The sequence below is a fragment of the Acinetobacter sp. DSM 11652 genome (assembly GCF_900109815.1).
Taxonomy (GTDB): Bacteria; Pseudomonadota; Gammaproteobacteria; order Pseudomonadales; family Moraxellaceae; genus Acinetobacter.
The window spans coordinates 84,941-110,431 of sequence record NZ_FOBK01000002.1 but is presented as its reverse complement, the minus strand read 5'-3'; the positions used below and the strand labels follow the sequence as shown (position 1 = coordinate 110,431).

At 38.1% G+C, this 25,491-nt stretch carries 24 protein-coding genes; 9 read left to right on the top strand and 15 right to left on the bottom strand.

Annotated features, from left to right (window positions below):
* Positions 1–63 precede the first annotated feature (63 nt).
* The 3 genes from mfd to BMW42_RS02835 all read left to right on the top strand — a co-directional run bounded on the left by mfd (position 64) and on the right by BMW42_RS02835 (position 5,679).
* On the top strand, positions 64–3,522 hold the full coding sequence (gene mfd / locus BMW42_RS02845; RefSeq protein WP_092766446.1) for a transcription-repair coupling factor: 3,459 nt from the start codon (positions 64–66) through the stop codon (positions 3,520–3,522).
* 224 nt (positions 3,523–3,746) lie between these two features.
* Positions 3,747–4,184, top strand: a complete 438-nt coding sequence (locus BMW42_RS02840) for an HIT domain-containing protein (RefSeq protein WP_035263634.1) — start codon at positions 3,747–3,749, stop codon at positions 4,182–4,184.
* Positions 4,185–4,236: 52 nt separating this feature from the next.
* The gene (locus tag BMW42_RS02835) at positions 4,237–5,679 is read left to right on the top strand and encodes an adenylate/guanylate cyclase domain-containing protein (protein WP_035263632.1); all 1,443 of its coding nucleotides are present in this window, start codon (positions 4,237–4,239) and stop codon (positions 5,677–5,679) included.
* Positions 5,680–5,744: 65 nt separating this feature from the next.
* Here the strand turns inward: BMW42_RS02835 and fdx are convergent, their stop codons facing one another.
* The 8 genes from fdx to BMW42_RS02795 all read right to left on the bottom strand — a co-directional run bounded on the left by fdx (position 5,745) and on the right by BMW42_RS02795 (position 11,937).
* Entirely contained in the window at positions 5,745–6,083 is a 339-nt protein-coding gene (gene fdx / locus BMW42_RS02830; protein ID WP_035263630.1) for an ISC system 2Fe-2S type ferredoxin, read from the bottom strand.
* Positions 6,084–6,099: 16 nt separating this feature from the next.
* Positions 6,100–7,959, bottom strand: coding sequence for a Fe-S protein assembly chaperone HscA (gene hscA, locus BMW42_RS02825; protein WP_092766336.1), 1,860 nt, complete (start codon positions 7,957–7,959; stop codon positions 6,100–6,102).
* A 37-nt stretch (positions 7,960–7,996) separates the two neighbouring features.
* Positions 7,997–8,512 carry a Fe-S protein assembly co-chaperone HscB gene (gene hscB, locus BMW42_RS02820; protein WP_092766335.1) on the bottom strand — a complete coding sequence of 172 codons (516 nt, stop codon included), beginning with the start codon at positions 8,510–8,512 and terminating at the stop codon, positions 7,997–7,999.
* Between the two features lie 101 nt (positions 8,513–8,613).
* The gene (iscA, locus tag BMW42_RS02815; protein WP_035263624.1) at positions 8,614–8,934 is read right to left on the bottom strand and encodes an iron-sulfur cluster assembly protein IscA; all 321 of its coding nucleotides are present in this window, start codon (positions 8,932–8,934) and stop codon (positions 8,614–8,616) included.
* Between the two features lie 30 nt (positions 8,935–8,964).
* A complete protein-coding gene (gene iscU, locus BMW42_RS02810; RefSeq protein WP_035263622.1) occupies positions 8,965–9,351 on the bottom strand; it encodes a Fe-S cluster assembly scaffold IscU in 387 nt (128 codons plus the stop codon).
* A gap of 103 nt (positions 9,352–9,454) precedes the next feature.
* Positions 9,455–10,672, bottom strand: coding sequence for an IscS subfamily cysteine desulfurase (locus BMW42_RS02805; protein ID WP_035263620.1), 1,218 nt, complete (start codon positions 10,670–10,672; stop codon positions 9,455–9,457).
* Position 10,673: 1 nt separating this feature from the next.
* Positions 10,674–11,147, bottom strand: a complete 474-nt coding sequence (locus BMW42_RS02800) for an Rrf2 family transcriptional regulator (protein WP_035263618.1) — start codon at positions 11,145–11,147, stop codon at positions 10,674–10,676.
* A gap of 139 nt (positions 11,148–11,286) precedes the next feature.
* Positions 11,287–11,937: a hypothetical protein gene (locus BMW42_RS02795; RefSeq protein ID WP_092766334.1), complete on the bottom strand. Its 651-nt coding sequence runs from the start codon at positions 11,935–11,937 to the stop codon at positions 11,287–11,289.
* A gap of 233 nt (positions 11,938–12,170) precedes the next feature.
* Here BMW42_RS02795 and BMW42_RS02790 point away from each other — a divergent pair, with 233 nt between their 5' ends.
* The 3 genes from BMW42_RS02790 (at position 12,171) to BMW42_RS02780 (ending at position 15,034) form a co-directional block, all read left to right on the top strand.
* Positions 12,171–12,599, top strand: coding sequence for a phasin family protein (locus BMW42_RS02790; RefSeq protein ID WP_092766445.1), 429 nt, complete (start codon positions 12,171–12,173; stop codon positions 12,597–12,599).
* Between the two features lie 168 nt (positions 12,600–12,767).
* A complete protein-coding gene (locus BMW42_RS02785; RefSeq protein ID WP_035263613.1) occupies positions 12,768–13,040 on the top strand; it encodes an HU family DNA-binding protein in 273 nt (90 codons plus the stop codon).
* 128 nt (positions 13,041–13,168) lie between these two features.
* The gene (locus BMW42_RS02780) at positions 13,169–15,034 is read left to right on the top strand and encodes a SurA N-terminal domain-containing protein (protein WP_092766333.1); all 1,866 of its coding nucleotides are present in this window, start codon (positions 13,169–13,171) and stop codon (positions 15,032–15,034) included.
* A 75-nt stretch (positions 15,035–15,109) separates the two neighbouring features.
* Here the strand turns inward: BMW42_RS02780 and BMW42_RS02775 are convergent, their stop codons facing one another.
* Complete coding sequence (locus BMW42_RS02775; protein WP_092766332.1) at positions 15,110–16,042, bottom strand: AraC family transcriptional regulator; 933 nt, start codon at positions 16,040–16,042, stop codon at positions 15,110–15,112.
* A gap of 188 nt (positions 16,043–16,230) precedes the next feature.
* Between BMW42_RS02775 and BMW42_RS02770 the strand changes: the two genes are divergently transcribed.
* Positions 16,231–17,442, top strand: a complete 1,212-nt coding sequence (locus tag BMW42_RS02770) for an alkane 1-monooxygenase (protein ID WP_035263607.1) — start codon at positions 16,231–16,233, stop codon at positions 17,440–17,442.
* A gap of 38 nt (positions 17,443–17,480) precedes the next feature.
* Here the strand turns inward: BMW42_RS02770 and BMW42_RS02765 are convergent, their stop codons facing one another.
* From BMW42_RS02765 to BMW42_RS02740, 6 genes are all read right to left on the bottom strand, one after another.
* On the bottom strand, positions 17,481–17,966 hold the full coding sequence (locus BMW42_RS02765; RefSeq protein ID WP_092766331.1) for a GNAT family N-acetyltransferase: 486 nt from the start codon (positions 17,964–17,966) through the stop codon (positions 17,481–17,483).
* A gap of 73 nt (positions 17,967–18,039) precedes the next feature.
* Positions 18,040–19,239: an acyl-CoA dehydrogenase family protein gene (locus BMW42_RS02760; RefSeq protein WP_035263603.1), complete on the bottom strand. Its 1,200-nt coding sequence runs from the start codon at positions 19,237–19,239 to the stop codon at positions 18,040–18,042.
* Positions 19,240–19,269: 30 nt separating this feature from the next.
* Positions 19,270–20,565, bottom strand: coding sequence for an acyl-CoA dehydrogenase family protein (locus tag BMW42_RS02755; protein WP_092766330.1), 1,296 nt, complete (start codon positions 20,563–20,565; stop codon positions 19,270–19,272).
* Positions 20,566–20,792: 227 nt separating this feature from the next.
* On the bottom strand, positions 20,793–22,166 hold the full coding sequence (locus BMW42_RS02750; RefSeq protein WP_092766329.1) for an ABC1 kinase family protein: 1,374 nt from the start codon (positions 22,164–22,166) through the stop codon (positions 20,793–20,795).
* Positions 22,167–22,310: 144 nt separating this feature from the next.
* On the bottom strand, positions 22,311–22,616 hold the full coding sequence (locus tag BMW42_RS02745; protein WP_092766328.1) for a hypothetical protein: 306 nt from the start codon (positions 22,614–22,616) through the stop codon (positions 22,311–22,313).
* A gap of 123 nt (positions 22,617–22,739) precedes the next feature.
* Positions 22,740–22,949 carry a cold-shock protein gene (locus BMW42_RS02740; RefSeq protein ID WP_035263597.1) on the bottom strand — a complete coding sequence of 70 codons (210 nt, stop codon included), beginning with the start codon at positions 22,947–22,949 and terminating at the stop codon, positions 22,740–22,742.
* Positions 22,950–23,320: 371 nt separating this feature from the next.
* On the opposite strand from BMW42_RS02740, the gene prmB reads away from it, so the two are divergent.
* Together prmB and aroC are read left to right on the top strand one after the other, a co-directional pair.
* A complete protein-coding gene (gene prmB, locus BMW42_RS02735) occupies positions 23,321–24,331 on the top strand; it encodes a 50S ribosomal protein L3 N(5)-glutamine methyltransferase (RefSeq protein WP_092766327.1) in 1,011 nt (336 codons plus the stop codon).
* Positions 24,332–24,345: 14 nt separating this feature from the next.
* Positions 24,346–25,431: a chorismate synthase gene (gene aroC, locus BMW42_RS02730; RefSeq protein ID WP_092766326.1), complete on the top strand. Its 1,086-nt coding sequence runs from the start codon at positions 24,346–24,348 to the stop codon at positions 25,429–25,431.
* Positions 25,432–25,491: the final 60 nt, after the last annotated feature.

Below are 25,491 nucleotides of genomic sequence, written 5' to 3'. Positions count from 1 at the left end.
CATTCTCGATTTTGAACATGATAAAATAGTGCAATGTCCTACCAGACTTTTAAAGCGATCTTCATGTTCCAAAAAGAAATTTCTCAACTTAATCTATCACAAATAAAATCTGGCGAAAAAAGATGGTTAGGGGCGCTTAAAGGCTCTGCCATCGCTTTGCTTTTAAAAGAAATAAGTCAAAACTCTGATCGACTCTTTGTTCTGGTAGCTAGAAATAATCAACATTTAGCTCAACTTGAGAGTGAACTTGAATTTTATGGTGTGAAGCCCACCATCTTTCCAGATTGGGAGATCTTACCTTACGATCGGTTGTCTCCGCATCAAGATATTGTCTCAGAAAGATTATCAGTGCTCTCTAATATGCCAGCAAAAGGGATACTACTCATTTCAAGCACAACTTTGGCACAACGTGTTGCGCCGACGTCTTGGGTGTTAGGTGAGCATTTTGATATTAGCGTTGGGCAAAAATTTGATTTAGAAAAGCAGAAACAACGCCTGATTCAGGCTGGTTATCATTTGGTCGATACTGTATATGATCATGGAGAGTTTGCTGTTCGGGGAAGTTTAGTTGATATTTTTGCTTCAGGGCAAGATGCTCCAATTCGAATAGATTTGTTTGATGATGAAATTGATTCTTTAAAATTTTTTGATCCAGAAACTCAAAGGACCACGACGAAACTTGAACATTTTAAGGTTTTACCAGCTAAAGAGTTTCCTTTAAAAGAAGGTAGAGCTCAATTTCGAGACCGTTATGCTGAAGAGTTTCCAACGGCGAACCCGAAAAAAAATCCGATTTATCAGGATGTAATGGAGGGTATATCTTCACCCGGATTGGACTATTACTTTCCGCTGTTCTTTTCAAAAAAAGAAATGCTAGAACAAAGTGGTATTACATCATACTTACCAAATCATTCTATTGTCATTACAGATCGAAATATTGAAAGTGAATTAACTCAATTTTGGAAAGATATTTATCAGCGTTATGAAGACCGACGTCATAATGTTGATCAACCTTTATTAGCTCCAGAACAAATCTTCTTTCAACAAAATCAAATTTTTGAACAACTCAATCAGTTTCCTCGTATTATCGCATCTGACGAAGTTTTTGAACCTAAAGCGGGTGTAATTAATACCTCTGCTGAACAGCCACCTCGTTTAGCGGTAGAGCCTAAACATCAACAGCCATTTCATGCTGTAAAATCATTTATTGATGCTGCACAACACCCTGTCTTACTCGTTGCTGAAAGTGCGGGACGTCGTGAATCGTTAAAGGACTCCTTGCGAGCAAGTATGGGTGAAATTCCTGTTGTAGAGCATTATCAGGAGTTTATTAATCAACAATATTCAGTAGCAGTAACGCATGCACCACTTGAACGTGGCTTGGAGATTAAAGGACAAATATCTGTCATTTCAGAAAATCAACTCTATGATCATCGTGTTGTACAACGCCGTAGAAAACGCCAGCATGAAGTTTCTGAAGAGTTCTTAGTTAAAAGTTTAACTGAATTAAGTATAGGTGCTCCTGTAGTTCATATTGATCACGGTGTAGGTCGCTATGCGGGATTAGTGACTTTATGTATTGATGAGCAAGACCACGAATTTTTGCAACTTAATTATGCTGATGATGCCAAAGTCTATGTTCCTGTCACCAATTTGCATCTGATCAGTCGATACAGTGGAGGTGATCCTGATTTAGCACCACTGCATAAACTTGGTACTGATGCTTGGAATAAAGCTAAGCGCAAAGCACTAGAGCAAATACATGATGTTGCAGCCGAACTTCTTCATATTCAAGCAAGACGCCACTCAAAACCAGGTATTCAATTTGAATTAGATCACACTACTTATATGCAGTTTGTTAGTGGTTTTGCTTATGAAGAAACGCTTGATCAAGCGAATGCTATCGAAGCGACTTTATACGACATGCAACAAGCTAAACCAATGGATCGTTTAGTCTGTGGTGATGTTGGATTTGGTAAGACAGAAGTGGCGATGAGAGCTGCTTTTGTTGCTGTACAGAACAATAAGCAAGTTGCTGTTTTAGTTCCAACAACTTTACTTGCGCAACAGCATTATGAATCTTTCAAAGATCGATTTGCTGATTGGCCTATCCGTATTGAAGTGTTATCTCGATTTGGCTCAAATAAAACACACTTAAAAACGATCGAAGATTTGGCAGAGGGTAAAGTTGATATCGTCATTGGAACGCATAAAATTTTGCAGGAAAATGTCCAGTTTAAACAACTTGGATTGATGATTGTTGATGAAGAACATCGCTTTGGTGTGCGAGATAAAGAACGTATTAAAGCGATGCGTGCCGATGTAGATATGCTGACGCTAACCGCTACGCCAATCCCGCGTACCTTAAATATGGCGTTTTCAGGTATGCGTGACCTCTCAATTATTGCTACACCACCTGCACGCCGTCTCGCTGTTAAGACCTTTGTCAATGAGCAGACCGATGCCACGATGAAAGAGGCGATCTTGCGTGAACTATTACGTGGTGGTCAGGTTTATATTTTGCATAATGAAGTGGATACCATTGAACGAGCGGCTGAAAATATTCGGTTGTTAGTTCCTGAAGCTCGGGTTGCAGTTGCGCATGGTCAAATGCGTGAGCGTGAGTTAGAACAGGTCATGCAGCAGTTTTATCATAAAGAATATAATGTATTGGTGTGTTCGACCATTATTGAAACGGGAATTGATGTACCAAATGCCAATACAATTATCATTGAGCGAGCAGACAAGCTAGGTTTGGCACAACTTCATCAACTGCGTGGTCGTGTGGGGCGCTCTCATCATCAAGCCTATGCGTATCTGATGGTTCCGTCTATTAAAGGCTTAAAAGGTGATGCTGAAAAACGACTTGATGCCATTCAGCGTGCTTCTACTTTAGGCGCTGGTTTTGTATTGGCGACAGAGGATTTAGAAATACGTGGAGCAGGCGAGCTTCTAGGTGAGCAGCAAAGTGGTTCAATGCATGCAATTGGATATAGTCTATATATGGAAATGCTTGAGAAAGCGACTAAAGTCATCCAAAATGGTAAGACTCCTAACTTTGATGCACCTTTGTCACTCACCGCAGAAATTAGTTTACATATGCCTGCATTAATTCCAGATGAATATTTAGGTGATGTGCATCAGCGTTTATTGTTCTATAAGCGAATTAGTAATACGGATACACAAGAAAAACTCGATCATATCCGTATGGAGCTTATCGATCGTTTTGGTGTGCTACCTCAACAAGTGAAATATCTTTTTACTGTTCATCAGGTGCGTATAAAAGCAGAAAAATTAGGTATTACCAAGATTGATTTGAGTAAGCAGGGTGGCCAAATTGAATTTTCACCTGATACTCCTGTTCAAGCGATGAGTATTATCCAAATGATGCAAAAACATCCGACATTTTTTAGAATGGACGGTGGTCAACGTCTGAAAGTGATGGTTATGCTTGAGGAAAATGATAAAAGAATTCAGTTTATTAATGATCTTTTAGATGAGTTGATGAGAGGGCTCAACTGATCTAAGTTGGGCTTGAATCAATACTTGTTCATTGCTCAAAATGCACTGGCTGACAGTCAACCTTATAGGTTGATTTTTTAGCGATGCATTGCAATGAATGAGTGAGATTCAAATCAATGAAATACATATTTTTTTGTATCGAAACACATGACTAATAATACTCAGTCTAAAACTGTTGTGTTAGTATTAGCTATCCATTTAATTTTTGCGTCATTTATAAATATATGTTTAGTTTGCATCCACAACTTGCTCAAGATACTTTTTTTGTTGGCGACTTTCCACTTTCAACTTGTCGTTTAATGAATGACATGCAATTTCCATGGTTGATTTTGGTACCGCGTGTTCCTGGTGTAACTGAATTATATGAATTAAGCCAAGCAGACCAAGAACAATTTTTAAGAGAATCTAGCTGGTTATCTAGTCAATTATCTCGAGTTTTCCGTGCGGATAAAATGAACGTTGCAGCACTAGGAAATATGGTTCCTCAACTTCATTTTCATCATGTAGTTCGTTATCAGAATGATTCTGCATGGCCTAAGCCTGTTTGGGGTGCTTCACCTGCAGTTCCTTACAGTAATGATGTTTTAGCGCATATGCGTCAAACGCTCATGCTCGCGCTACGTGGTCAAGGTGACATGCCTTTCGATTGGCGTATGGAGTAAATACGTCAATTTCAAGGAAGAATAAAAATAATGTGAATTGAGGTAATAGCAATTGCCATTTGAACGAATGCTGGATAAAGAGCCACAGCAGTTTGAAGTACTCCTCAGGATGATGGGGTATGTGATGATCGCGATTCTTGTTGTGATCTATTATTTCACTTCACAAAACCAAAATTATCAGATTTTATACCCTCTATTTATTTTCTTGCTGATTCTATTGGCACCCCGAATTTCACACAGTATCCAATATCGTTATGGTAGTAAAACCAGACGTTTTGCGTTCTTTATTATTGATGTAGTTGTTGTAGCTACCGCCTTAGCAGCAGTGCATTTAAGTTTGTTGCCAACATTTGTTTTCCTGTTTGGATTGGTGTTTACCGCCGTTAATAATAAAATTTCGATGATGGTGAGTTCGATTGCAATTTTAGTTGCGATCATTGTTTTTTATATTTGTACAATTTTTATTTTTGGTTTTGAAGATTATTTCCAGCAAACTTCAATCGAATTGTCCGTAGTCTCGTGTATATGTGCGATTCTTTTTGTGAATTTTGCTAATTATTATCAGAATCGACGTGTAAAAAAATTAGATGTTCAACGTCAAACTTATTTTAAAGAAATGAATCGATATATTGAGTTATCGAATCAGTTAAGTCGCTATGCACCAATTCAATTGTGGCAATCAATCATGCGTGGTGAAACTGAAGCGAAACTTGAATATAAACGAAAAAAAATTACGATTTTTTTCTCTGATATTCAGGGATTTACTGAGCTTTCAGAGACTCTTATTCCAGATGACTTAGCTTTTGTTTTGAATGATTATCTGAGCCATATGACTGAAATTGCCAAGCAATATGGTGGAACAATTGACAAGTTTATGGGAGACGCGATTCTCATTTTCTTTGGAGATCCAGATTCGCAAGGGGTTGAGCAGGATGCCAAAAATTGCATCGATATGGCGATGGCAATGCGTCAACAAATGAAATTTTTGCGTGAACGCTGGGTGAAAATGGGATACTCAGCACTGCATATACGTATGGGCATTAGTACAGGTTATTGTCACGTTGGTAACTATGGCGCAGTTCATCGAATGGCATATACCATTGTTGGGCGGGATGCAAATTTAGCTGCAAGACTTCAAAATGCTGCAGAAATTGATGAAATTTTAATCTCGGATGAGACTTATAAGTTAGTTAAAAACTATTATCTTTGTGCACCTCAGGAACCTATAGAGCTGAAAGGGATTCATGGTTCAATTAAAAGTTGGCAGGTCATGGAAAAATATAGCACCAAGCAAACCCATCAACATTGGTTTGATTACGAGTACAAAGGGTTTCAACTGGTGCTGAATATGGAAGAAGTACAAAATTACGAATATGCTGAATTAATCGCAGTTTTAGAAAAAATGATTGAACGTATTAAACTTCAGCAGGATTTAACCAACTCTTCTGGTATTGTGAAGTTAAAACTATCTGATGAAGTAAAATATCTAAATTAGGATTTTATATCTACATAAATAAAAAGGTCACTTAAGTGACCTTTTTTATATGGTTTTACAAATGATTAATGATTTTCAGAAGCATGGTTAATCGTGTACTTCGGAATTTCAACTTCTAAATCATCATTTTCAATTTTTACTTGACAAGAAAGACGTGAATCAGGCTCTAAACCCCAAGCACGATCGAGTAAATCTGCTTCTACATCATTCATTTCTTCAAGACCGTCAAAACCTTTACGAACAATGACATGGCAGGTCGTACAAGCTGCAGACATATCACAAGCATGTTCAATTTTGATACCATTTTTTAGAAGGCTTTCGCAAAGATTGGCATTTTGCTCAACTTCAAACTCAGCACCTTCAGGGCAAATTTGCGCATGTGGAAGAACTTTAATACGTGGCATAAATTTTTACCTATGTTTAGTTTGAGTTTGACCAATCGTCAAGCTTAGTGCCTTTGAGAGCATGATCAATATGTTGATTCATTCGTTTTGCAGCAAATGCATCACTATGAACTTTTAACGCAGCAACAGCAGCTTCAATTGCTTCAATATCAGAAGTTTCAAGTTGTTGAGCCAAATGAGTTTGTGCAGAAATTAAGTCCTGAGCTTCCTGTTCAGTCAAGAGTTTAATATCAGCTTTAAGCGCTTGAGAAAGAGCTTCAAGTTCTCGTTGAGCTTCAACTTTAGTTTCATGTAAATGACGAAGGGCTTTATCTTCTGCTGCAAATTTAAAACCATCAACCAGTAGGCGCTCCATATCAGTATCAGATAAACCGTATGATGGTTTAATATCAATCTGAGCTGAGACGTTAGATGTTGTTTCACGAGCAGATACCGATAAGAGACCGTCAGCATCGACTTGATAAGTCACTTCAATGCGTGCTTGACCAGCAGTCATCGGTGGAATGCCGCGTAAAACAAAACGTCCGAGACTACGGCAATGTTCTACTAAATCGCGCTCACCTTGGACAACATGGATTAACATCGCAGTTTGACCATCTTGATACGTGGTGAACTCTTGACGACGAGCGACAGGAATTGCAGTATTGCGTGAAATTAATCGCTCTACTAATCCACCCATGGTTTCAATACCAAGTGATAATGGTGTTACATCAAGTAGTAAAGAACCATCGGTGCTATTACCAATTAATTGGTTGGCAGTAATTGCAGCACCAATTGCAACGACTTCATCTGGATTAATGGTACACAGGGGTTCTTGACTAAATACTTCTGCTACAGCTTTTTGTACCGCATAAGAGCGAGTAGAGCCACCAACTAAAACGACATTTTTAATATCGTCTAATTCCAATTTAGCATCACGTAATACTCGTTTGCACACTGAAATCGTTTTATCTAGAGCAACTTTAATGATGCTTTCAAACGTTGCACGATCCAATGTTAATTCGTTTTCTAAAAGCTGAAGATTAACTTGATCTTGGTCCGATAAAGCTTCTTTCGCTTTACGTGCTGCAACAAGGAAGTGTGCATACTCGTTATCATCTAAGGTCTCGATATTGAGCGATTTTTTAGCCCACTTGACGATAAGACGATCTAAATCATCACCTCCAAGTGCAGTGTGTCCACCTGTAGCGAGTACCTCAAATACACCCTGTGATAAACGTAGGATGGATACGTCGAAAGTACCACCACCTAAGTCATAAATCACATAGTTTTGATCTGTACTTAAATTTGTTGCTTGATCTAAACCATACGCTACAGCTGCTGCTGTAGGTTCGTTTAATAATCTCAGTACGTTTAAACCAGCGAGCTGTGCAGCGTCTCGTGTTGCTTGACGTTGTGCCTCATCAAAATAGGCAGGTACTGTAATGACAGCACCATTTATGTGATTTTTTAAACTTGCTTCAGCACGATCTTTTAGATTTTTTAGAATTTCAGCAGAAATTTCGACAGGTGTTTTACGACCTTGCGCTGTTTCAAAAGCAGGCATCTGATTGTCTTCACCCACCAATTGATATGGGTGTTGAAATTTAATATCAGCTTTTGAGCGTCCCATAAAACGTTTTACAGAGACAATAGTATTCTGTGGGTCACGAGTTATAAACGGTTTTGCGTCATTGCCGAGCACAGTAGAGTTTTCAGCATAATGTACGATAGAAGGAAGTAACACTTGACCTTGTTCATCGTTTAGAACTTTAGGTTTGCCAGAAAGCACAGTTGCTACAAGAGAGTGGGTCGTACCTAAATCAATACCAATAGCAATGCGATGTTCATGTGGCGCACTTGATTGTCCAGGTTCAGCAATTTGCAAGAGTGCCATGTGTTAAATCCCTTGAAAATAAAACAAAAAAATAAAATTAGAATTCGTCATCTAAGTCAAAATCTTCATCATCGAGAATACGATCTTCAGCTTGATGTATATCATTCATCACTTTTTGGAAGAAACGTAATTTTCGAACAGTATCGCGAGACTCAGCCCAATCTTCAGCTTCATAGTCTATTTTGAATTCGCGAACTAAACCATCAATCCATTGTTGCACTTCAGTTTTTAAAGATGAAAGTTGTTCAGAACTTTGAGCTTCATCTAACTGTTCACGAATTTCTAATGCAGATTGTAAAAATTCGAAATCATTGATGGATTGATCTAAATGATAGTCTTGTTTTTTGAGTGTAAGTAAATATCCAGCACGGCTGTCAACTTGAGATAAAACTTTATAAGCTTGATTGATTTCGCTAGATTTGATCAAGGCTTGGTCTTTATTTTCAGCTTTATCTGGATGATATTGTTGCTGCAATTTTAGAAAGTTCGCTTTCAAAGTTGCTAAATCAATATCGAGTGCTACAGGGAGATTAAACAACTCAAAATGATTCATGGATTGGAAATTCCAAAATAGTGAAAAATAAAAGTGGGCGCTGAATAGAATTAAAACAGTGCTGGGCACTGTTTTAATCAGGTAAAAAGAGAATGATTATCTTAAACAGTGAAAGATTCACCACAACCACATTCACCTTTTTTGTTTGGGTTGTTGAATTCAAAACCTTCGTTTAGACCATTTTTAACATAGTCCATTTCCATACCTTCTAGATAAACAAGGCTCTTCGGATCAACGAAAACTTTAACCCCAAACTGTTCAAAGACTTGATCATGTTCGTCAACTTCATCAACGAATTCGAGAACATAAGCCAATCCAGAACAACCTGAAGTTTTCACACCAACGCGAATACCTTCACCCTTACCGCGATTCAATAAATAATTGCTGATATGAGTTGCAGCATTTTCAGTTAAATTGATCATGAAAACTCCATTCAATCATCAAGCGCTAAATTAAGCTTTCGCTTTTTTGCTACGGTAGTCTTCTACAGCAGCTTTAATTGCATCTTCTGCAAGTACAGAGCAGTGTACTTTTACAGGAGGAAGCGCAAGTTCATTTGCAATATCAATATTCTTGATTTGCTGTGCTTGGTCTAAAGTTTTACCTTTTAGCCATTCAGTTACAAGTGAACTTGAAGCAATTGCAGAACCACATCCGTAAGTTTTGAAGCGAGCTTCTTCAATTACACCATTCTCATCCACTTGGATTTGAAGACGCATAACGTCACCACAAGCTGGTGCACCGACCATACCTGTACCTACGTTTTCTGCGTTTTTATCTAAAACACCAACATTACGAGGATTTTCGTAATGATCAATCACTTTTTCGCTATAAGCCATGATGCGTCTCCAAACCTCAGGGTCGGCTGATAATATTTAATATGGGTGCATCTTATTAAATTTCAATATTTAAGCTTAATAAGATGCATGTGTTTGGTTTAAATTAGTGTTCTGTCCATTCAACTTTCGACAGATCAATCCCTTCTTTGTACATATCCCAAAGTGGAGAAAGGTCACGTAATTTTTCTACAGCAGCTTTAGTTACTTCTAGCACATGATCAATATCTTCTTCAGTCGTATATTTACCAAAACTGAAGCGAATTGAACTGTGTGCTAACTCATCAGATAAGCCTAATGCACGAAGAACATAAGAAGGTTCTAATGTTGCAGAAGTACAAGCTGAACCAGATGAAACAGCAGCATCTTTAAGTGACATCATTAAAGATTCACCCTCAACGAAGTTAAAACTTACGTTTAAGTAGTTTGCTACGTTTTGAGTCGGATGACCATTTAAGAAAACTTGTTCAAGATCTTGTAGACCATTCCAAAGTTTGTCACGTAGAGTGCGTAAGCGAGTTTGTTCAGCAACTAGGTTTTTACCTGCAAGTTCAAATGCTTCACCCATACCAACGATTTGGTGAGTTGCAAGCGTACCAGAACGCATACCGCGCTCATGACCACCACCATGCATTTGAGCTTTAAGACGCACACGTGGACTACGACGTACGTAAAGTGCACCGATACCTTTAGGGCCATAAATTTTGTGAGCAGAGAAACTCATTAAATCAATTTTCATGGTTGATAAATCGATTTCAACTTTACCAGCAGCTTGAGCGGCATCTACGTGGAAATATGTCTTATTCGCACGAGTTAATTCACCAATAGCGGCAACATCAGTCACAGTACCAATTTCATTATTGACCATCATTAATGAAACAAGAATTGTATCTGGACGTAAAGCAGCTTGAACCATTTCAGGAGTAATTAGACCTGTTTGAGCTTCTGGTTCAAGATAGGTAATTTCAAAGCCTTCTTGTTCTAATTCACGGCAAGTATCTAAAATTGCTTTATGTTCAATTTTACTCGTAATGATGTGTTTGCCTTTTGAAGCGTAGAACTGTGCAACACCTTTCAGTGCAAGGTTGTCAGATTCTGTAGCGCCAGATGTCCAAACGATTTCGCGTGGATCTGCTTTTACAAGATTTGCAACTTGCTCACGAGCGTATTCAACTTTTTCTTCAGCTTGCCAACCATATGCGTGCGAACGTGATGCAGGGTTACCAAAAGTCCCATCGAATGTAAGGCATTCCATCATGCGCTCAGCAACTTGTGGGTCGACTGGAGTCGTTGCAGCATAATCAAGATAAATTGGACGTTTCATGTCAAATACCTGTAACCGATAAAAGGGCTGAATCTAATGGAGCTGTATTCTGGCGGATCGCAACAGTTTGAACGTTATCGCGAGCAACTAAATCAGCAAGAGAGATTTTAGCTAAGTAATCGGCAATGTGGAGGGAGAGTTCTTGCCATAAATCGTGAGTTAGACACATTGCGCCATTTTGGCAGTTACCTTTGTGGTCACAACGTGTTGCATCAACAGTTTCGTTTACAGCTTCAATAATTTCTAAGACCGTAATATCAGAAGCATTACGCGCTAAATGGTATCCACCATTAGCACCACGTACACTCGAAACCAAGCCATGACGCTTTAATTTAGCAAATAGTTGTTCTAAATAAGCCACAGAAATAGTTTGGCGAGTAGCAATTTCTGCCAAAGTAATGGTTTGTTCAGTCGGCTGCAAAGCTAGATCAAGTAATGCAGTCACTGCGTAGCGACCGCGAGTGGTTAAGCGCATGATTCGATACACGTGTAAAAGGCTAGATGATGAAATTTTATGAATTCCGACTAATTTAGTCAAGTATTTTTTCTAAAAACCAACTAAATTAATCGGAATTAAATATGGCGAGGATTCAAACAGATAAAACTTTATTATTTTAATAAATATTCAATAAATTATACACGATTAAAGCCACAAATAGAACCGAAACTATCCCGAATGCAATGTTGATACGTTTTTGGTTGGATTGCATGCGACGAATACGATTTTTATATTGTTTTACCTCTACTTGAAGTGTATTGATTTTAGATCTTTGTAAGTCAATTTTTTCAAGTAATGGTGCAATGCGTTTTCTCGAAGCCTTTGTATCTTGGTCTTCAGAAGCTGTTGTTAACCAATTTTTCCAATCTGAAAGTAATTTCGGTGTTGAGAGATGCAATGCTAAATCTCTGAATTCGTCTTTAAGGGTTTGATCACCTTCAATACGCATTTTTTTCAAACTTCTGCGGTTTGCGAACCCGAAAATTTGAATGATATCGACTAAAGTACTACTTACCTTGAGGTCAGGTTCTTTTTCTGGCGCTTGAAGGTCAAATAAGATGCCTTTATCCGTAAATTGGATATAAAAGTCAAAATAGGGGATATAGCTATTCATTTTAATTGTAATTTGTTGTTCTACAAATTTTTTTGCTTGAAGGCGAACAACACGGTCATGTTTTAAGACGAAAGAATAGAATGTCTCTAAAACTAACATAACAATGTTAAGCAACAAACGGGTATGACCTTGTTGTTGTTGCGATTCACTCATAAAAAAATCCTATTCAAATTTAATAAATCTAAAAAGTTCTATTAACACAAACTTAAATTAAGTCTAAGATTACATCATTTATCATTGCTTTGTAGAACAGTTTTGAACAAGGTTCAATAGCGATATTTGATATTATCAATGTATTTTATGCACGAATAGTCAGTTTAGAGGCTAAAATATACAGGAGTGTAACGGTGGATCAAGATGTAAATAACAATAAAGAACAGGAATTAATGGACAACTCACAACCTGCAAACTCACGTAAAACAAAGCATCAACGTAAGTCCACACTTGATTTTCGTAAATATACTAAACAAATTTGGCTTGCTGGTTTAGGTGCTTTTTCTCGCGCAGAGGAAGAAGGTAATAAAATGTTTGACTCTTTAGTCAAAGTTGGTGAAGAGCTTGAATCAAAAACGGTTGAATTTACAGATCAAACAGTAAACAAAGTTGCGGAAAAAACTAAAGAGTCTGTTACGGATAAAAAAGATAAGGTCGAAAAACTTTTAGATCATGGGGTGAGTACTTCGCTTAATCGTATTGGGCTCGTCTCAACTAAAGATGTACAACATCTTGAGAATATGATTTTAGATATTCACCAGAAATTAGATGTGCTCATTGCTGAAAATCAAGCTTTACGAGCCAAACTCGAAAAAAAATGATGGATTTAGAGATAAAACTGTATTTTTGGTATTTTTTGTCGCTTATTTTGATCAAAACAGGTCGAGCAGTATTGCGTTTCCCCCCAAAGCATTGCTATAAAGTCGTCATGGCCTTTTAAAATACAAGCCTTGGATTTTAAACAAACGATATAAGAGGACGTAATCTTCATGAATAAATCAGAATTGATTGATGCGATTGCAGAGAAAGGGGGATTGTCTAAGACTGATGCTGGTAAGGCATTGGACGCGACTATTGCTTCTATTGGCGAAGCGCTGAAAAAAGGTGACTCTGTTACTTTAGTAGGATTTGGTACTTTCAGCGTTAAAGATCGTGCTGCACGCACTGGTCGTAACCCGAAAACTGGCGAAGAATTACAAATTAAAGCAAGCAAAGTTCCTAGCTTTAAAGCTGGTAAAGGTTTAAAAGATTCTGTAGCTTAATTCTTATTAAGTCCAAAACGCGCCGACTTGGCGCGTTTTTTATTAAAAAGAAAATTTATGGCTTCATCTGATATATTCGGTTTGGATTATCAGTTAGAATCGCTTTGAAATAAAATATTGGAATACCTATGGAATCGTTTCGTAAACTCATTAAAGGGTGGCTCGGCAAAGTCCTTCTAGTATTATTTTTGACACCATTGGCATTGGTCGGTATTGAAGGCTATTTCGGTGGTGGAAACAAAGATGGGATTGCTAAAACCGTTAATGATTTAGAAATTTCTAATAAAGAGCTAGAAGTTCAAACGAAGAATTATAAAGATCAATTCTTACAAATGGTTCAAGGTGATGAATCACTTCTGAATCAATCGTATATTGAACAAATGGCTCTAGATAGTTTAATTGATCGTGCTTTATTGGTTCAGCAGGCTGAAAAGTTAGGCATCAGTTTAAGTGATGCTCAGATTGAACAAATGATTGCTCAACAGCCAAGTCTGCAGGTTGATGGTAAATTTTCACAACAAGCTTATGAAAACTATCTTCGATCAATTAATATGACGAGCCAGGGTCTAATCCAAAATTTAAGACAAGATCATGCGCTTCAAATGTTAGTTTCAAGCATTCGTGATAATTCTTTGGTAAGCCAAAGTGATATTCAGCAAATCGCAAATCTACAAGGTGAGCAACGTACGTTATTTATGTCATCTGTAAAATTGGATGATTACAAAACGTCTGTAAAAATAACTGATGCTGAAGTCGCTGCTTATTATGAAAAACATAAAGTGCTGTTTAAGCAACCTGCCTCAGTTGATCTTGATTATGTATTGGTAACGCCTGCTATGGTAGCAAATGCCACAACAACTGTTACAGATGCAGAATTAAAACAAGCTTATGATCAATATGTAACTCAACAAAATAAAAATGCCAAAGTTGAAGTCCAACATATTTTGATTACAACAGATAATCGTACTGCGCTTGAGGCTGAAAAAATAGCCAATGATGTCTATGCAAAAATTCAATCAGGATTATCTTTTGCAGAGGCTGCTCAACAGTATTCTGAAGATTCTAGTTCCAAAGATAATGCGGGTCGAGTTGATGGTTATGAAGCCGGTGTATTCGGTGATGCTTTTGATAATGCAGTTCAAGCTTCAAAAGGTACGATTTCTAAGCCAGTAAAAACCGATTTTGGTGTACATATTATTCAAGCTAAAGCTGCTCAAGTGAATGTTGCTAGTTTTGAGTCTGAAAAAGCACGTCTTGAAGCTGATTTATTAAAATCTAAAAATGCCAATGCTTATTCTGATCTAGTAAATGGTTTGAATGAGCTCGTTGTAAGTAGCGATGCTTTAGATGTAGTCCCTCAGGAATTAAAATCGGCTAAATTGGTTACTGCGAATAATGTAACTCTTGCCACTCAAAATACAGTCCTAGCGGATCCTGCTGTAAAAGCTAAGATCTTTAGTCAAGATGTAAAAAATGGTGATCGTAATGCGACCAGCAATATACAATTGGCGAATGGTGATACAGTTTGGTTGAAAGTTCGTGAATACCGTGAAGCTGGTGTTCAACCTTTATCAGTAGCCAAAGCGAAGGTTAAAGAAAAGCTGTTGAATCAAAAGGCATATGAAGCTGCTCAAGCAAAAGTTGCTGCAATGTTAAAGGATTTTAAAACACTACCTTCACAGCAGGTTTTAACTAAGCATCAGCAATCTTTCGTAAATGCAGGTGTGTTTACTCGTTCTCAAGGTCTTAAACGAGAAATTGAACGTGCTGCATTTAGTGTGCCTGAACCTAAAGCAGGAATGTGGTCTGTGACTACAGCTCAATTACCAAATGAAATGGTAATTATCGGTGTGGCTGAGGTAAAAAAACCATCTATGGATTCGATTTCGGCTGAAGAAAAACAGCAGCTTGCACAGCTTTATCAAAACTATCGTGGTACACAATTACTTAAAGATTACACTGAGTATTTAAAGTCAGTTGCAAAAATTAAGTAACTCACCAGTAATTCTATCTTCATAAAAAAAGCACTTCGGTGCTTTTTTTATTTTGCTATGATTTATTTAATTCGATTAATTCAAATAAGTATTCCGATACTGGCTTGGACTGCATAGATAATGTTTTTTGAAGGCTTGACTAAATGCAGTCTCTGATGAATAACCAACTTTGTGCGCGATTTGTTGGATTGAAAGCTGGCTCAAGCGTAAAAGTTGACTGGCTAATCTTAAACGGTGTTTCTGTAAGTATGCTAATGGTGTTTCATTCACCATATTTTGAAATAAATGAGCGAATTTTGAACGCGACATAAAGCAAGTTTCTGCCAATGATTCTACAGTCCAGTTTCGTTCTGGTTGGCTGTGAATCGCTGAAAATGCAGGGCTCAATTCTGGGTGAGTAAGTGCATTTAACCAGTTATTCTGATCTGTAAGCGTGGAAATGTAATCTCTCACGCATTCGATTAACATAATACTCACCACGTGATCCATAATCTTATGGCGACCAGGTCGGTTCATCTTGGTTTCATCAGCCACGAAATAAAGCCCGATCCTTAACCACTCCGGCTCTCTAGCATTCAGTGCATTGTTTAAATGGATATAAGTGGGTAAGGCTTGAATCAATGGTCCACCCATAATACTGTCCATGTTAGATCGTATACTGAAGATGAGAGATTTCTCAGATTTATCATCTTCGTCACCGAGGATAATTTCATCATCTCTTAAACCTTTAAATAAATGATCTATTTGAGTAATGTTGACTAATGTTTGTTCTTGATGGCTATAGGCTTGATGTGACATTCCAGAAGGAATAATTGCCATATCTCCAGCTTTTAAGTGTAGCTGTTCGCCATTTTGAAATTTAAAAAAGGCTTCACCGTATAATAAAATATAGGTAATCATGGCTGTTTGATGACTTAACTCAAAAGCCCATTTACCTTGTGCTTGAAGGTAGAGATATTCCGTATTTTTGAGGTGAATATCTTCAAAAACTTGACTGAGGGCATCCATGTTTTTCGTATATTCCCTATACGCTTACAATTGCTGAATCTTAACATGTGTAAAGATTTCTATAATGTATTTTAGCTTCAAAATCGTTGTGGAAATACGACTCAATAGCTTTTTTGGACGATTACGACTGTATTTGAAATTTGAAATGAACAAAGATAAAAATAAGAAATAGAAAAGGAAAATTGCAAGTGAATGCAAAGGTAAAAGTTGAAGAGTTATTGAGTCAGAACCCGATAGCGCAAGGCTTACAACTGGATAAGAAGCGTTACTTATGGTTGCTTAGTCCAGCACTACCTGTATTAGGGATGGGCTTTTTGGCTGGATATCAATACGGACCTAAAGCAACTAAAAAATTGTTTGCATTAGGTGGACCTTTATTATTACACGTAATTATTCCCACCATTGATGCTTTGGTCGGTACTGATGAGAATAATCCGAGTGATGAGCAGATCAAAAAATTAGTCAGTGATCCTTACTATGATCGTATAGTAAAAATGTTTGTTCCTTTACAATATGCAGCCAATTTTTTTGCTGGATACGTGGTCTCTCGTAAAGAAACCCCATTGTTGGATCAGTTGTTGATTGGTTGTACTATGGGGTTGATCAACGGTATTGGTGTGAATACTGCCCATGAACTATGCCATCGACCGAAGCGTGCAGATCATTATTGGTCACACGTGACACTAGCACCACTTGGATACAATCATTTCCGTATTGAGCACCCATATGGGCATCATAAGCGCGCAGCTACTCCAGAAGATCCAGCGACTTCTAAAATGGGTGAGACCTTTTACGAGTTTCTTCCAAGAACCATTAGCGGTGGCTTGAAGTCAGCAATACAGATTGAAAAACATCGATTAAATCGTAAGGGTGAGTCGTTCTTTTCACTGAAAAATGAGTTATTTCACGGCGCAGCCATTAGTGCAACTTTTCACGCAACGATGCTAAAACTGTATGGTAAGAAAATTTTACCATTCTTAGCCATACAGTCACTTTACGGTGTGACTTTATTTGAAATGGTCAACTATCTTGAGCACTACGGTTTATTGCGAGAAAAGAAAGAAGATGGAAGTTATTCGCGTACTATGCCTGAACATAGTTGGAATAATAATAACATCACAACCAATCTATTCTTATACCAGTTGCAGCGCCATTCGGATCATCATGCTTATCCGACACGACCATTCCAAGCATTGAGAAACTTTGAAGAAGCGCCAGTGTTGCCAAGTGGATATGCGACGATGTTGATCCCAGTTTTAATACCTAAGTTATGGTTTAAAATTATGGATAAGCGCGTATTTGACCATTATGGTGGCGATTTAAATAAAGCCAATATTCATCCAAAACGACGAGCAAAAATTTTTAAAAAATTTGGTGTTATTGATAAATTATTGGGCTAACACTCAAAAATAAAAAAACCGACCATGGGTCGGTTTTTTTATAATACTTTTAACATGCGTATTTCGCATGCATCACTATGTCCAGTATTTCCTAATGGGTGTTGTAGATGTTGAAAACCTAATTTTTCATATAATTTTACAGCCTGCCAGAGAGATGCTGTGGTTTCGAGATAAATTTGCGTGTAACTCTGATCTCGTGCAAATTGGATACATTTTTCTAGAATTTGTTTTGCAAAACCCAAACCTCGTATTGAGGGCATAAAATACATTTTTTGTATCTCTAGGGTGTTTTCGTGGCCCAGCAAAGGTGCAATGCCCCCACCACCAAAGACCTCGTGTTGGTCATTGCTAATAACCCAATATATGGAGTGAGGTTTTGTATAAACGTCATAGAGTTGATCTAGAATTGGATCTGCTACTGCGAAGCCTGATTCAGCAGCGAGAGCAAACTCCACTGAGACTTCACGAATGATTTTTGCAATATGGGGATTATCTTGGGGTTGAATAGTTCGAATAAAGTACATAATCGATGAAACTTAGTAAATCTTCACAGAGTGTATCTAAGTTTCATCGGAGTTGAGTTTAATTCAACGTGATTTATTTCAATTCGCTTGATGATTTTCCAAGTTCACGGCGCGCAACAATAAGCTGTTGAATTTGTTGTGTACCCTCGAAGATATCTAGTATTTTGGAGTCACGCGCCCATTTTTCCAACAACTCATCTTCGGTATAGCCTACACTTGCAGCAAGTTCGACACACTTCAATGTAATTTCATTACAAATTCGTCCAGCTTTCGCTTTTGCAATTGAAGCTTCACGCGAGTTAGGCTTTTTATTGTCAGCCATCCATGCAGCTTTTAGGGTTAATAAACGAGCAGCTTCCCATTCTGCTTCCATACGATAAATCTGAGCTGCAATATTTGAGGATTGAAGGTAGGGGGTGGCATATTCAGCATCTAGTTGGTCTTTAAAAATTTCCTTGATACGCTCTAAAGACGCTTTAGAGCACCCAACTGCCATTGCAGCCACAAGAGGGCGTGTATTATCAAAAGTTTCCATGACGCCAGCGAAACCTTTTGCAACATCGATTTCAGCATTGCCTAATAAATTTGCAGCAGGGACACGACAATCGATAAAGCGAATGACAGCAGTATCTGAAGCTTTAATTCCGAGTTTATGTTCAAGACGTTCAACGGTCATGCCAGGCGTGCCTTTAGGAACAACAAATGATTTGATTGCTGCACGCCCAAGTTTTTTATCGAGTGTTGCCCAAACCACGACTGAATCAGCTCGTTCACCAGAAGTGACGAAAATTTTCTCGCCATTTAAAATATAATCATCACCATCTTTAGTCGCTGTGGTGCGTATTGCTGCAGAATCAGATCCACAGCCTGGCTCGGTAATTGCCATCGCAGCCCAAGTTCCTTTGAAGCGTTCAAGTTGCTCTTCATTGGCTACAGCAGCAATTGCAGAGTTACCTAATCCTTGGCGAGGCATGGTAAGTAATAAACCAGTATCGCCATAACACATCTCAATTACACCCAAAGCAGTAGACATGTTCACGCCATTTTTGTTGCCTTGAGTCGTATCTCCACGTTTATTGACGGCAGCGCCAGCATTCATGCCATCGCCACCTTCATTCATACCATCCAATAGGGATGCTAACATGTCGAGTTCTTTGGGATAAGCATGTTCAGCTTTATCATATTTGCGTGAAATAGGGCGAAGCACGTTTAACGCTGTCTGATGAGCTTGATCAACAAGCATTTTAAATTTTTTCGGATTTTCTAAATTCATCATCTTTGTCCTTAAATTTTTATTATTTGATTAAGCATGTAAACCAGAATGCATAATGGCAGTAGCACGCAAATCCCGATACCAACGTTCAACTGGATGTTCTTTGGTAAAGCCATGTCCACCTAAGAGTTGTACGCCATCAGTGCCAATTTTCATTGATTTTTCTGCACACAAAATTCGTGCTAAGTATGCTTCACGATGGAAACTTAAACCTGATTCTGCGCGACTTGCAGCATTCAAAACCAACATTTTCATAGCATCAATTTCAATAGCCATATCCGCGATCATAAATGCAACACTTTGACGGTGGGATATTGGTTCACCAAATGCAGTGCGTTCATTGGCATATTGAATGCAATATTGTTTAACCGCTTGGCATGTACCCACTGCCATTGCACACCACATTAAATTGCCCAGATCAATGAACGCTGAATAATCAAAATCTTGCTCATTTAGTTTAAATGCTGGTGTGTTGTTAAATTTTAGGCTCACAGATTGGGTTGCTTTCAGCCCCATTGCTGGATTTGCTTTATATGAAATCGTTTCATTTCGCTCAACAATGAAAACCTGAGCTGTTCCATCTAAATCTGCGGAAACCAATAAAAGATCTGCCTGCTCACCTAGAATAACGATAGTTTTTTCACCATTAATGACAAAATGATCGCCTTGGCGTGTCGCTTTTGTTTTTAATTGGAAAGGGTTGAAAGCAGGTGTATTTTCCTGAACAGCAAAAGTTGCAAATAGATCATCTTGTTCGCTAAATGCCGACAAATACTTATTTTGAATCTCTGCTGAACCCCACTGTGTAATTGCATTAATGACTGAGAACGTGGAGAGTAATGTAGCTGTTAATGAGAAGTCACCTTGTGCAAGTTGCTCTGCGATCAGCACATTTGTAACCACATTCTTTTCTGAAGCAACGCCGCCGTATTGTTCAGGCAATGCATAATAATTGACACCTAAATCTTTAAATTGAGCCCATAAGTTTTCTGGAAAAGTAGCTTGGTGGTCGGCTGTATGTGCTAGGGGGTAGAGAACTTCATGAGCAAATTGTTGCATCGCATCAACAGTCATCTGTTGTTCTTCAGAAAGGCTGAGATCAAATAACCCTTTTTGCTGATTGGATAGACGTTGAGTCGGAGTATTGGATTTTTGTTTAAAAATTTTCTGTGTAGAGCCCAAGGTTTTAAATCCAGCCTTAGAACCTTGATAAAGCGAGCGTTCGATAATTTTTCTTAGTTTTAATTGATCGATTAAATCACTGCCTGCGAGCTTAGTGATCAAGGCTAAGCCTAAACCTTGCGCTTTGTTTGCGATATCATTCATTGTTGTAAATTCCCTGATGGTTTTTTTATACAACAAGATCGTGACATGTGTTTAGTGAAATGACTATGTCGAAAATGACTAGCTTAAAAGACTTTTTTGACCAAACAGATAAATGGTAATTGAATAGGTATTCTAATGAAATTTAAGATATATTCTTTTTGGTAATTAAATTTTTTATTTAATAAATTGACCATAGTGACACGATAGATCACTATGGTCTTTGTTCCTTAAACATATGATTGGATCATTTTGCGCACATTTGTTTTTGCTTCGATCACAGTCATGAATGTATATGCACCTATGAACTTACGACTGATGAACATAAATTCTTTCGGTGGAACTGAAAAATAGCGCGATGCCATCGACTTGGATGCTCGTTGCATCACACGGCTATGCAGTTGGCTTTGTTTCCAATCATAGCGCTGCTGTTCATCCATAATGCCTGTTGGTAGGTCTGGATTATTGCTATAAGTACTAAAAGCTTCAGTAGCTAGAAGGAACACTTTTGCCATGTCAGGTTTAATGCTTAATGGCATTGCATCGAAAAACTCATAACCTGTCATAGCATTGACCATGGCTTGAGCATCATGATGATAGCCCGCGGTAATTAAATTACGAGCTACCTTGAGGAGTTGATCATCAAATTGACGGATCGCACCGAAGTCTAAAAGAATGATTTTATCTTCAATTTGCGCGCCGTCACCTAAGCGTACTAGGTAGTTACCAAAGTTAGGATCAGTCTGCATCTCGCCCCATTCAAACACTTCACGAACGGCAATTTCAAGCGATGCTTCACCTAATTTGTTGCGACGCTCCTGAGGGAGTGAAAGCATGACTGGGCTATTAATCGGAACACCACGCTCAAAAGTCATACAAAGCACTTGATCTGTACAATATTGATCAATAATTTGTGGAACAACATAACGCGGATCATCTTTTAAACGCGCTCTAAAACGACGTGTTGTTTCAGCTTCAATTTTGTAATTTACTTCACGGTGCATCATTTCGCGAACCTCATCAAACCATTGATCAAATTCACGAGTTTGAGGAACCATGCGTGTAAGTTTGAGCATGTTCTTAAACAAGCTCATATCTGAGTCAATTGCGCTTGCTACACCTGGATATTGAACTTTGAGCACCAATTCAAGACCATCAGACTTACGTGTTGCACGGTGAACCTGTGCTAATGATGCGGTGCCTAAAGGCTCATGATCAATGGTGAGATCATCGAGTTTAGAGCCAAGTTGGTTGCGCAGTTGCTCATGGATCGCAGGCCACGCGAGGGCAACGGTCTGATTATTTAAAGTGTTTAAAGCTTGCGTGATCTCTTCAGGTAGAAAATGCTCACCATATAACGCCATCATTTGACCAATTTTGACGATAGAGCCTTTTAATTTACCGATTTCAGCAACAAGATAGTCAGCTTGTTCTTTCATCGCTTGTTTACGTTTTTTTTCTTTTTCTTCTTCGCTTGAAAAAATAGAACTCGCACTTGAAGCAGCCCAGCGTGTGCCAGCCAGTAGAGAAGCTTTCGCAATCGAAAGACGGCGATCCATTGAAGAAGTTTTTAATTGTTTAAGCTTTTCATTCTGATCTGACATGAAGTTTAGGTCCTTTAAGCGAATCGCGCAGAGAAATCATTGTATTGAATATTACATGTTATGAACGTATTAAAATAGTTCAAGTATTTCAATATCAGGTGTATAAATGGTCAATTTATTCAAACTTAAATAGCCTAAGCATTTTTAAAGTCGATATTTAACTGGGAGTTGAACTCGAGCCGACAGAGACACGCGATACTCTGAAATGAATAATTTCATTAAGTTGACAACAGTTTCATGAATAAATCCAAGGGCATATGCTTTGATAATAATGACGCTAGGTAAGCTGAAGACAAAATATTTAACATCATCCGAACTTGGATTTTCAAAAATTTGATGATCCATCAAAAATTGCTTAAGAAATTGTTTTTCTGTTGTGACACGAGGGGAAGAATCATCACTCCAGTAATTTTGACGCATTGCCATTAAATTATTGTGTTTATAACTCATACTTTAACTTTTGAAATTCACTTTAACTTTTATTAGTTTGAGTCTAAATTTTCTTTTTCAAGTCTGGTGAACTTTTCGAGAGACGAAAAAAAGCGGGCAAAGCCCGCTTTTTTTAACAGTTAATTAAACTGCTACGATGTCAACAGCATTAGGACCTTTAGGACCTTGAGTTACGCTGAATTCAACTTGTTGGCCTTCAGCCAAAGTTTTGAAGCCTGAACCTTTGATTTCGCTGAAGTGAGCAAAAACGTCAGGACCGTTTTCTTGTTGGATGAAACCGAAACCTTTAGTTTCGTTGAACCATTTAACTGTACCTTTAACAGTATTAGACATAATAGGAATCCTAATAAAACTTTAATGTTATGAGTTTGAACTCAATGATGTAACTTGGAAAAAAAATGAAACTTAAAATCTGAAACCAAACGTAGGATTATGACTAACACTGCGAAATAAAAGATTTAATGAAACAACATAAATTTTCTAGTTGGCTTCGAGTATACACGATTATTTTCAATATCGTTAGTTTTAATCAACTTTCTCGCTATTTTAAAACTTGAATGAGTAGACCTTATTCAATAGATAATTCTAACTATTCAAATTTTCAATACAAATTTGCCGAATAACACGGATAGAACTTTTTATTAATAGGACAAAACAAGGTATCATAGACCGTTTTTAAAAATTCGACCTTGGAGACGCCTTAAGTGGATCGACCGACTATTAGCCCTGAACATCTACAGGAAGCCGCTGAAAACTTAACAACTATTCGAGATTTTATTCGTTTTGGAGTTACAGCATTACGTCAATACGATGCACACTTAGGTCAAGGTACTGAAGATTATTTTGCTGAAAGTTCTGCTTTAGTTTTACAAACTCTGTCACTGGACTGGAATGCCGATGCTGAGATTTTAGACTCAAAATTGCTGCCAAGCGAAGTTGCGGAATTCTTGAGCTTACTCGAACGTCGTATCAATGACCGTGTTCCTACTTCATATTTATTAAATCTTGCTTATTTCTTTGGTAAACCATTTTATGTAGATGAGCGTGTACTGATTCCACGCTCACCAATCGTTGAGCTGATTGAAAATCGTTTTGCACCTTATTGTTTGACTGAAAATGGTGAAATGGGTGAAGCGGTCAATAATTTGCCAGTAAATCCAAATCCTAAAACTCCACAGCGTATTTTGGATATGTGTACTGGCTCTGGTTGTATCGCAATTGCTTTGGCATATGCATTCCCTGATTCTGAAGTCGATGCTACTGATATTTCAAAAGAAGCCCTTGAGGTTGCTCAAATCAACTGTGAGCATCACAATAAACAGTATCAAGTCGCTTTATTGGAATCTGATCTTTTCGCTAAAATACCTGCTGAAAATCAATACGATTTAATTATTTCTAATCCGCCGTATGTCGATGCTGAAGATATGGCAGATTTACCAGATGAGTTTCATCACGAGCCAGAATTGGCATTGGCAGCGGGTCAAGATGGTTTGGATCTTGTGCGTAAAATGCTGGCTCAAGCCGCAGACTATTTAACTGAAGATGGTTTAATCGTCATTGAAGTGGGCAACTCAGAATGGGCGATGAAGCAAAACTTTAATACTGTTGATTTCTACTGGTTGCAATTCCAACGTGGTGGATCAGGTATTTTTGCACTGACTGCAGCACAATGCCGTCAATATCGTGATTTATTCATTCAATCTGTTCAAGTTTAAAGGAGTTGTTGAGCATGGCTGGCAATAGTATTGGACAATTGTTCCGTGTAACAACTTGTGGTGAATCTCACGGTGTTGGTTTGATGGCGATTGTAGATGGAGTTCCACCAGGTCTAAAGTTATCAGCTGAGGACTTACAAATAGACTTAGATCGTCGTAAACCAGGTACCTCTAAATTTGCAACACAACGCAAAGAACCAGATGAAGTTGAAATTATTTCAGGTGTGTTCGAAGGTAAAACCACTGGGACATCCATTGGTCTTTTAATTCGTAATACAGACCAAAAATCTAAAGATTACGGTAATATCGCACAAACTTTCCGTCCAGGTCATGCAGACTATACTTATACACAAAAGTATGGTTTCCGTGATTACCGTGGTGGTGGTCGCTCAAGCGCACGTGAAACAGCGATGCGTGTTGCAGCGGGTGCAATTGCTAAAAAATTCTTATTTGAAAAATTTGGTATTGAAATCCGAGGGCATGTAACACAAATCGGAACTGAAAAAACAGCAAAATTAGATTGGAATGAAGTGCCGAATAATCCATTCTTTTGTGGTGATGTTGATGCCGTACCACGCTTTGAAGCACTTGTGACATCATTGCGTGAAAAAGGAACAAGCTGTGGAGCACGACTTGAAATTATTGCTTCTAAAGTACCCGTAGGCTGGGGAGAACCTGTTTTCGACCGTTTAGATGCTGATATCGCTCATGCGATGATGTCAATTAATGCGGTTAAAGGTGTAGAGATTGGTGATGGTTTTGGCGTGGCTGAACAATTTGGTCATGAAACACGTGATGAACTGACAACTGATGGCTTCTTAGCGAATCACGCTGGTGGTATATTAGGTGGTATCTCAAGTGGTCAAGATATTCGTGTATCAATTGCACTAAAACCTACTGCTTCTATTACCACACCAGGCAAAACGATTACCATTAATCGTGAAGATACGGATGTTCTTACTAAAGGTCGTCACGATCCTTGTGTGGGTGTTCGTGCGACACCAATCGCTGAAGCGATGCTTGCAATCGTGTTAATGGATCACTTTATGCGTCATCGTGCCCAAAATGCCGACGTTGTTGCGCCATTTGAGCCAATTTAACCAAAGTAAAAAAGCGTATGATGTAAAAAGCCAGATGATTGATCTGGCTTTTTAATATAA

Coding starts and splice junctions, on each gene's coding strand:
- mfd (WP_092766446.1), top strand. CDS start 64: ATGTTCCAAAAAGAAATTTCTCAACTTAATCTATCACAAATAAAATCT.
- BMW42_RS02840 (WP_035263634.1), top strand. CDS start 3,747: ATGTTTAGTTTGCATCCACAACTTGCTCAAGATACTTTTTTTGTTGGC.
- fdx (WP_035263630.1), bottom strand. CDS start 6,083: ATGCCACGTATTAAAGTTCTTCCACATGCGCAAATTTGCCCTGAAGGT.
- hscA (WP_092766336.1), bottom strand. CDS start 7,959: ATGGCACTCTTGCAAATTGCTGAACCTGGACAATCAAGTGCGCCACAT.
- hscB (WP_092766335.1), bottom strand. CDS start 8,512: ATGAATCATTTTGAGTTGTTTAATCTCCCTGTAGCACTCGATATTGAT.
- iscA (WP_035263624.1), bottom strand. CDS start 8,934: ATGATCAATTTAACTGAAAATGCTGCAACTCATATCAGCAATTATTTA.
- iscU (WP_035263622.1), bottom strand. CDS start 9,351: ATGGCTTATAGCGAAAAAGTGATTGATCATTACGAAAATCCTCGTAAT.
- BMW42_RS02805 (WP_035263620.1), bottom strand. CDS start 10,672: ATGAAACGTCCAATTTATCTTGATTATGCTGCAACGACTCCAGTCGAC.
- BMW42_RS02800 (WP_035263618.1), bottom strand. CDS start 11,147: ATGCGCTTAACCACTCGCGGTCGCTACGCAGTGACTGCATTACTTGAT.
- BMW42_RS02795 (WP_092766334.1), bottom strand. CDS start 11,937: ATGAGTGAATCGCAACAACAACAAGGTCATACCCGTTTGTTGCTTAAC.
- BMW42_RS02790 (WP_092766445.1), top strand. CDS start 12,171: ATGGACAACTCACAACCTGCAAACTCACGTAAAACAAAGCATCAACGT.
- BMW42_RS02785 (WP_035263613.1), top strand. CDS start 12,768: ATGAATAAATCAGAATTGATTGATGCGATTGCAGAGAAAGGGGGATTG.
- BMW42_RS02780 (WP_092766333.1), top strand. CDS start 13,169: ATGGAATCGTTTCGTAAACTCATTAAAGGGTGGCTCGGCAAAGTCCTT.
- BMW42_RS02775 (WP_092766332.1), bottom strand. CDS start 16,042: ATGGATGCCCTCAGTCAAGTTTTTGAAGATATTCACCTCAAAAATACG.
- BMW42_RS02765 (WP_092766331.1), bottom strand. CDS start 17,966: ATGTACTTTATTCGAACTATTCAACCCCAAGATAATCCCCATATTGCA.
- BMW42_RS02760 (WP_035263603.1), bottom strand. CDS start 19,239: ATGAATTTAGAAAATCCGAAAAAATTTAAAATGCTTGTTGATCAAGCT.
- BMW42_RS02755 (WP_092766330.1), bottom strand. CDS start 20,565: ATGAATGATATCGCAAACAAAGCGCAAGGTTTAGGCTTAGCCTTGATC.
- BMW42_RS02750 (WP_092766329.1), bottom strand. CDS start 22,166: ATGTCAGATCAGAATGAAAAGCTTAAACAATTAAAAACTTCTTCAATG.
- BMW42_RS02745 (WP_092766328.1), bottom strand. CDS start 22,616: ATGAGTTATAAACACAATAATTTAATGGCAATGCGTCAAAATTACTGG.
- BMW42_RS02740 (WP_035263597.1), bottom strand. CDS start 22,949: ATGTCTAATACTGTTAAAGGTACAGTTAAATGGTTCAACGAAACTAAA.
- aroC (WP_092766326.1), top strand. CDS start 24,346: ATGGCTGGCAATAGTATTGGACAATTGTTCCGTGTAACAACTTGTGGT.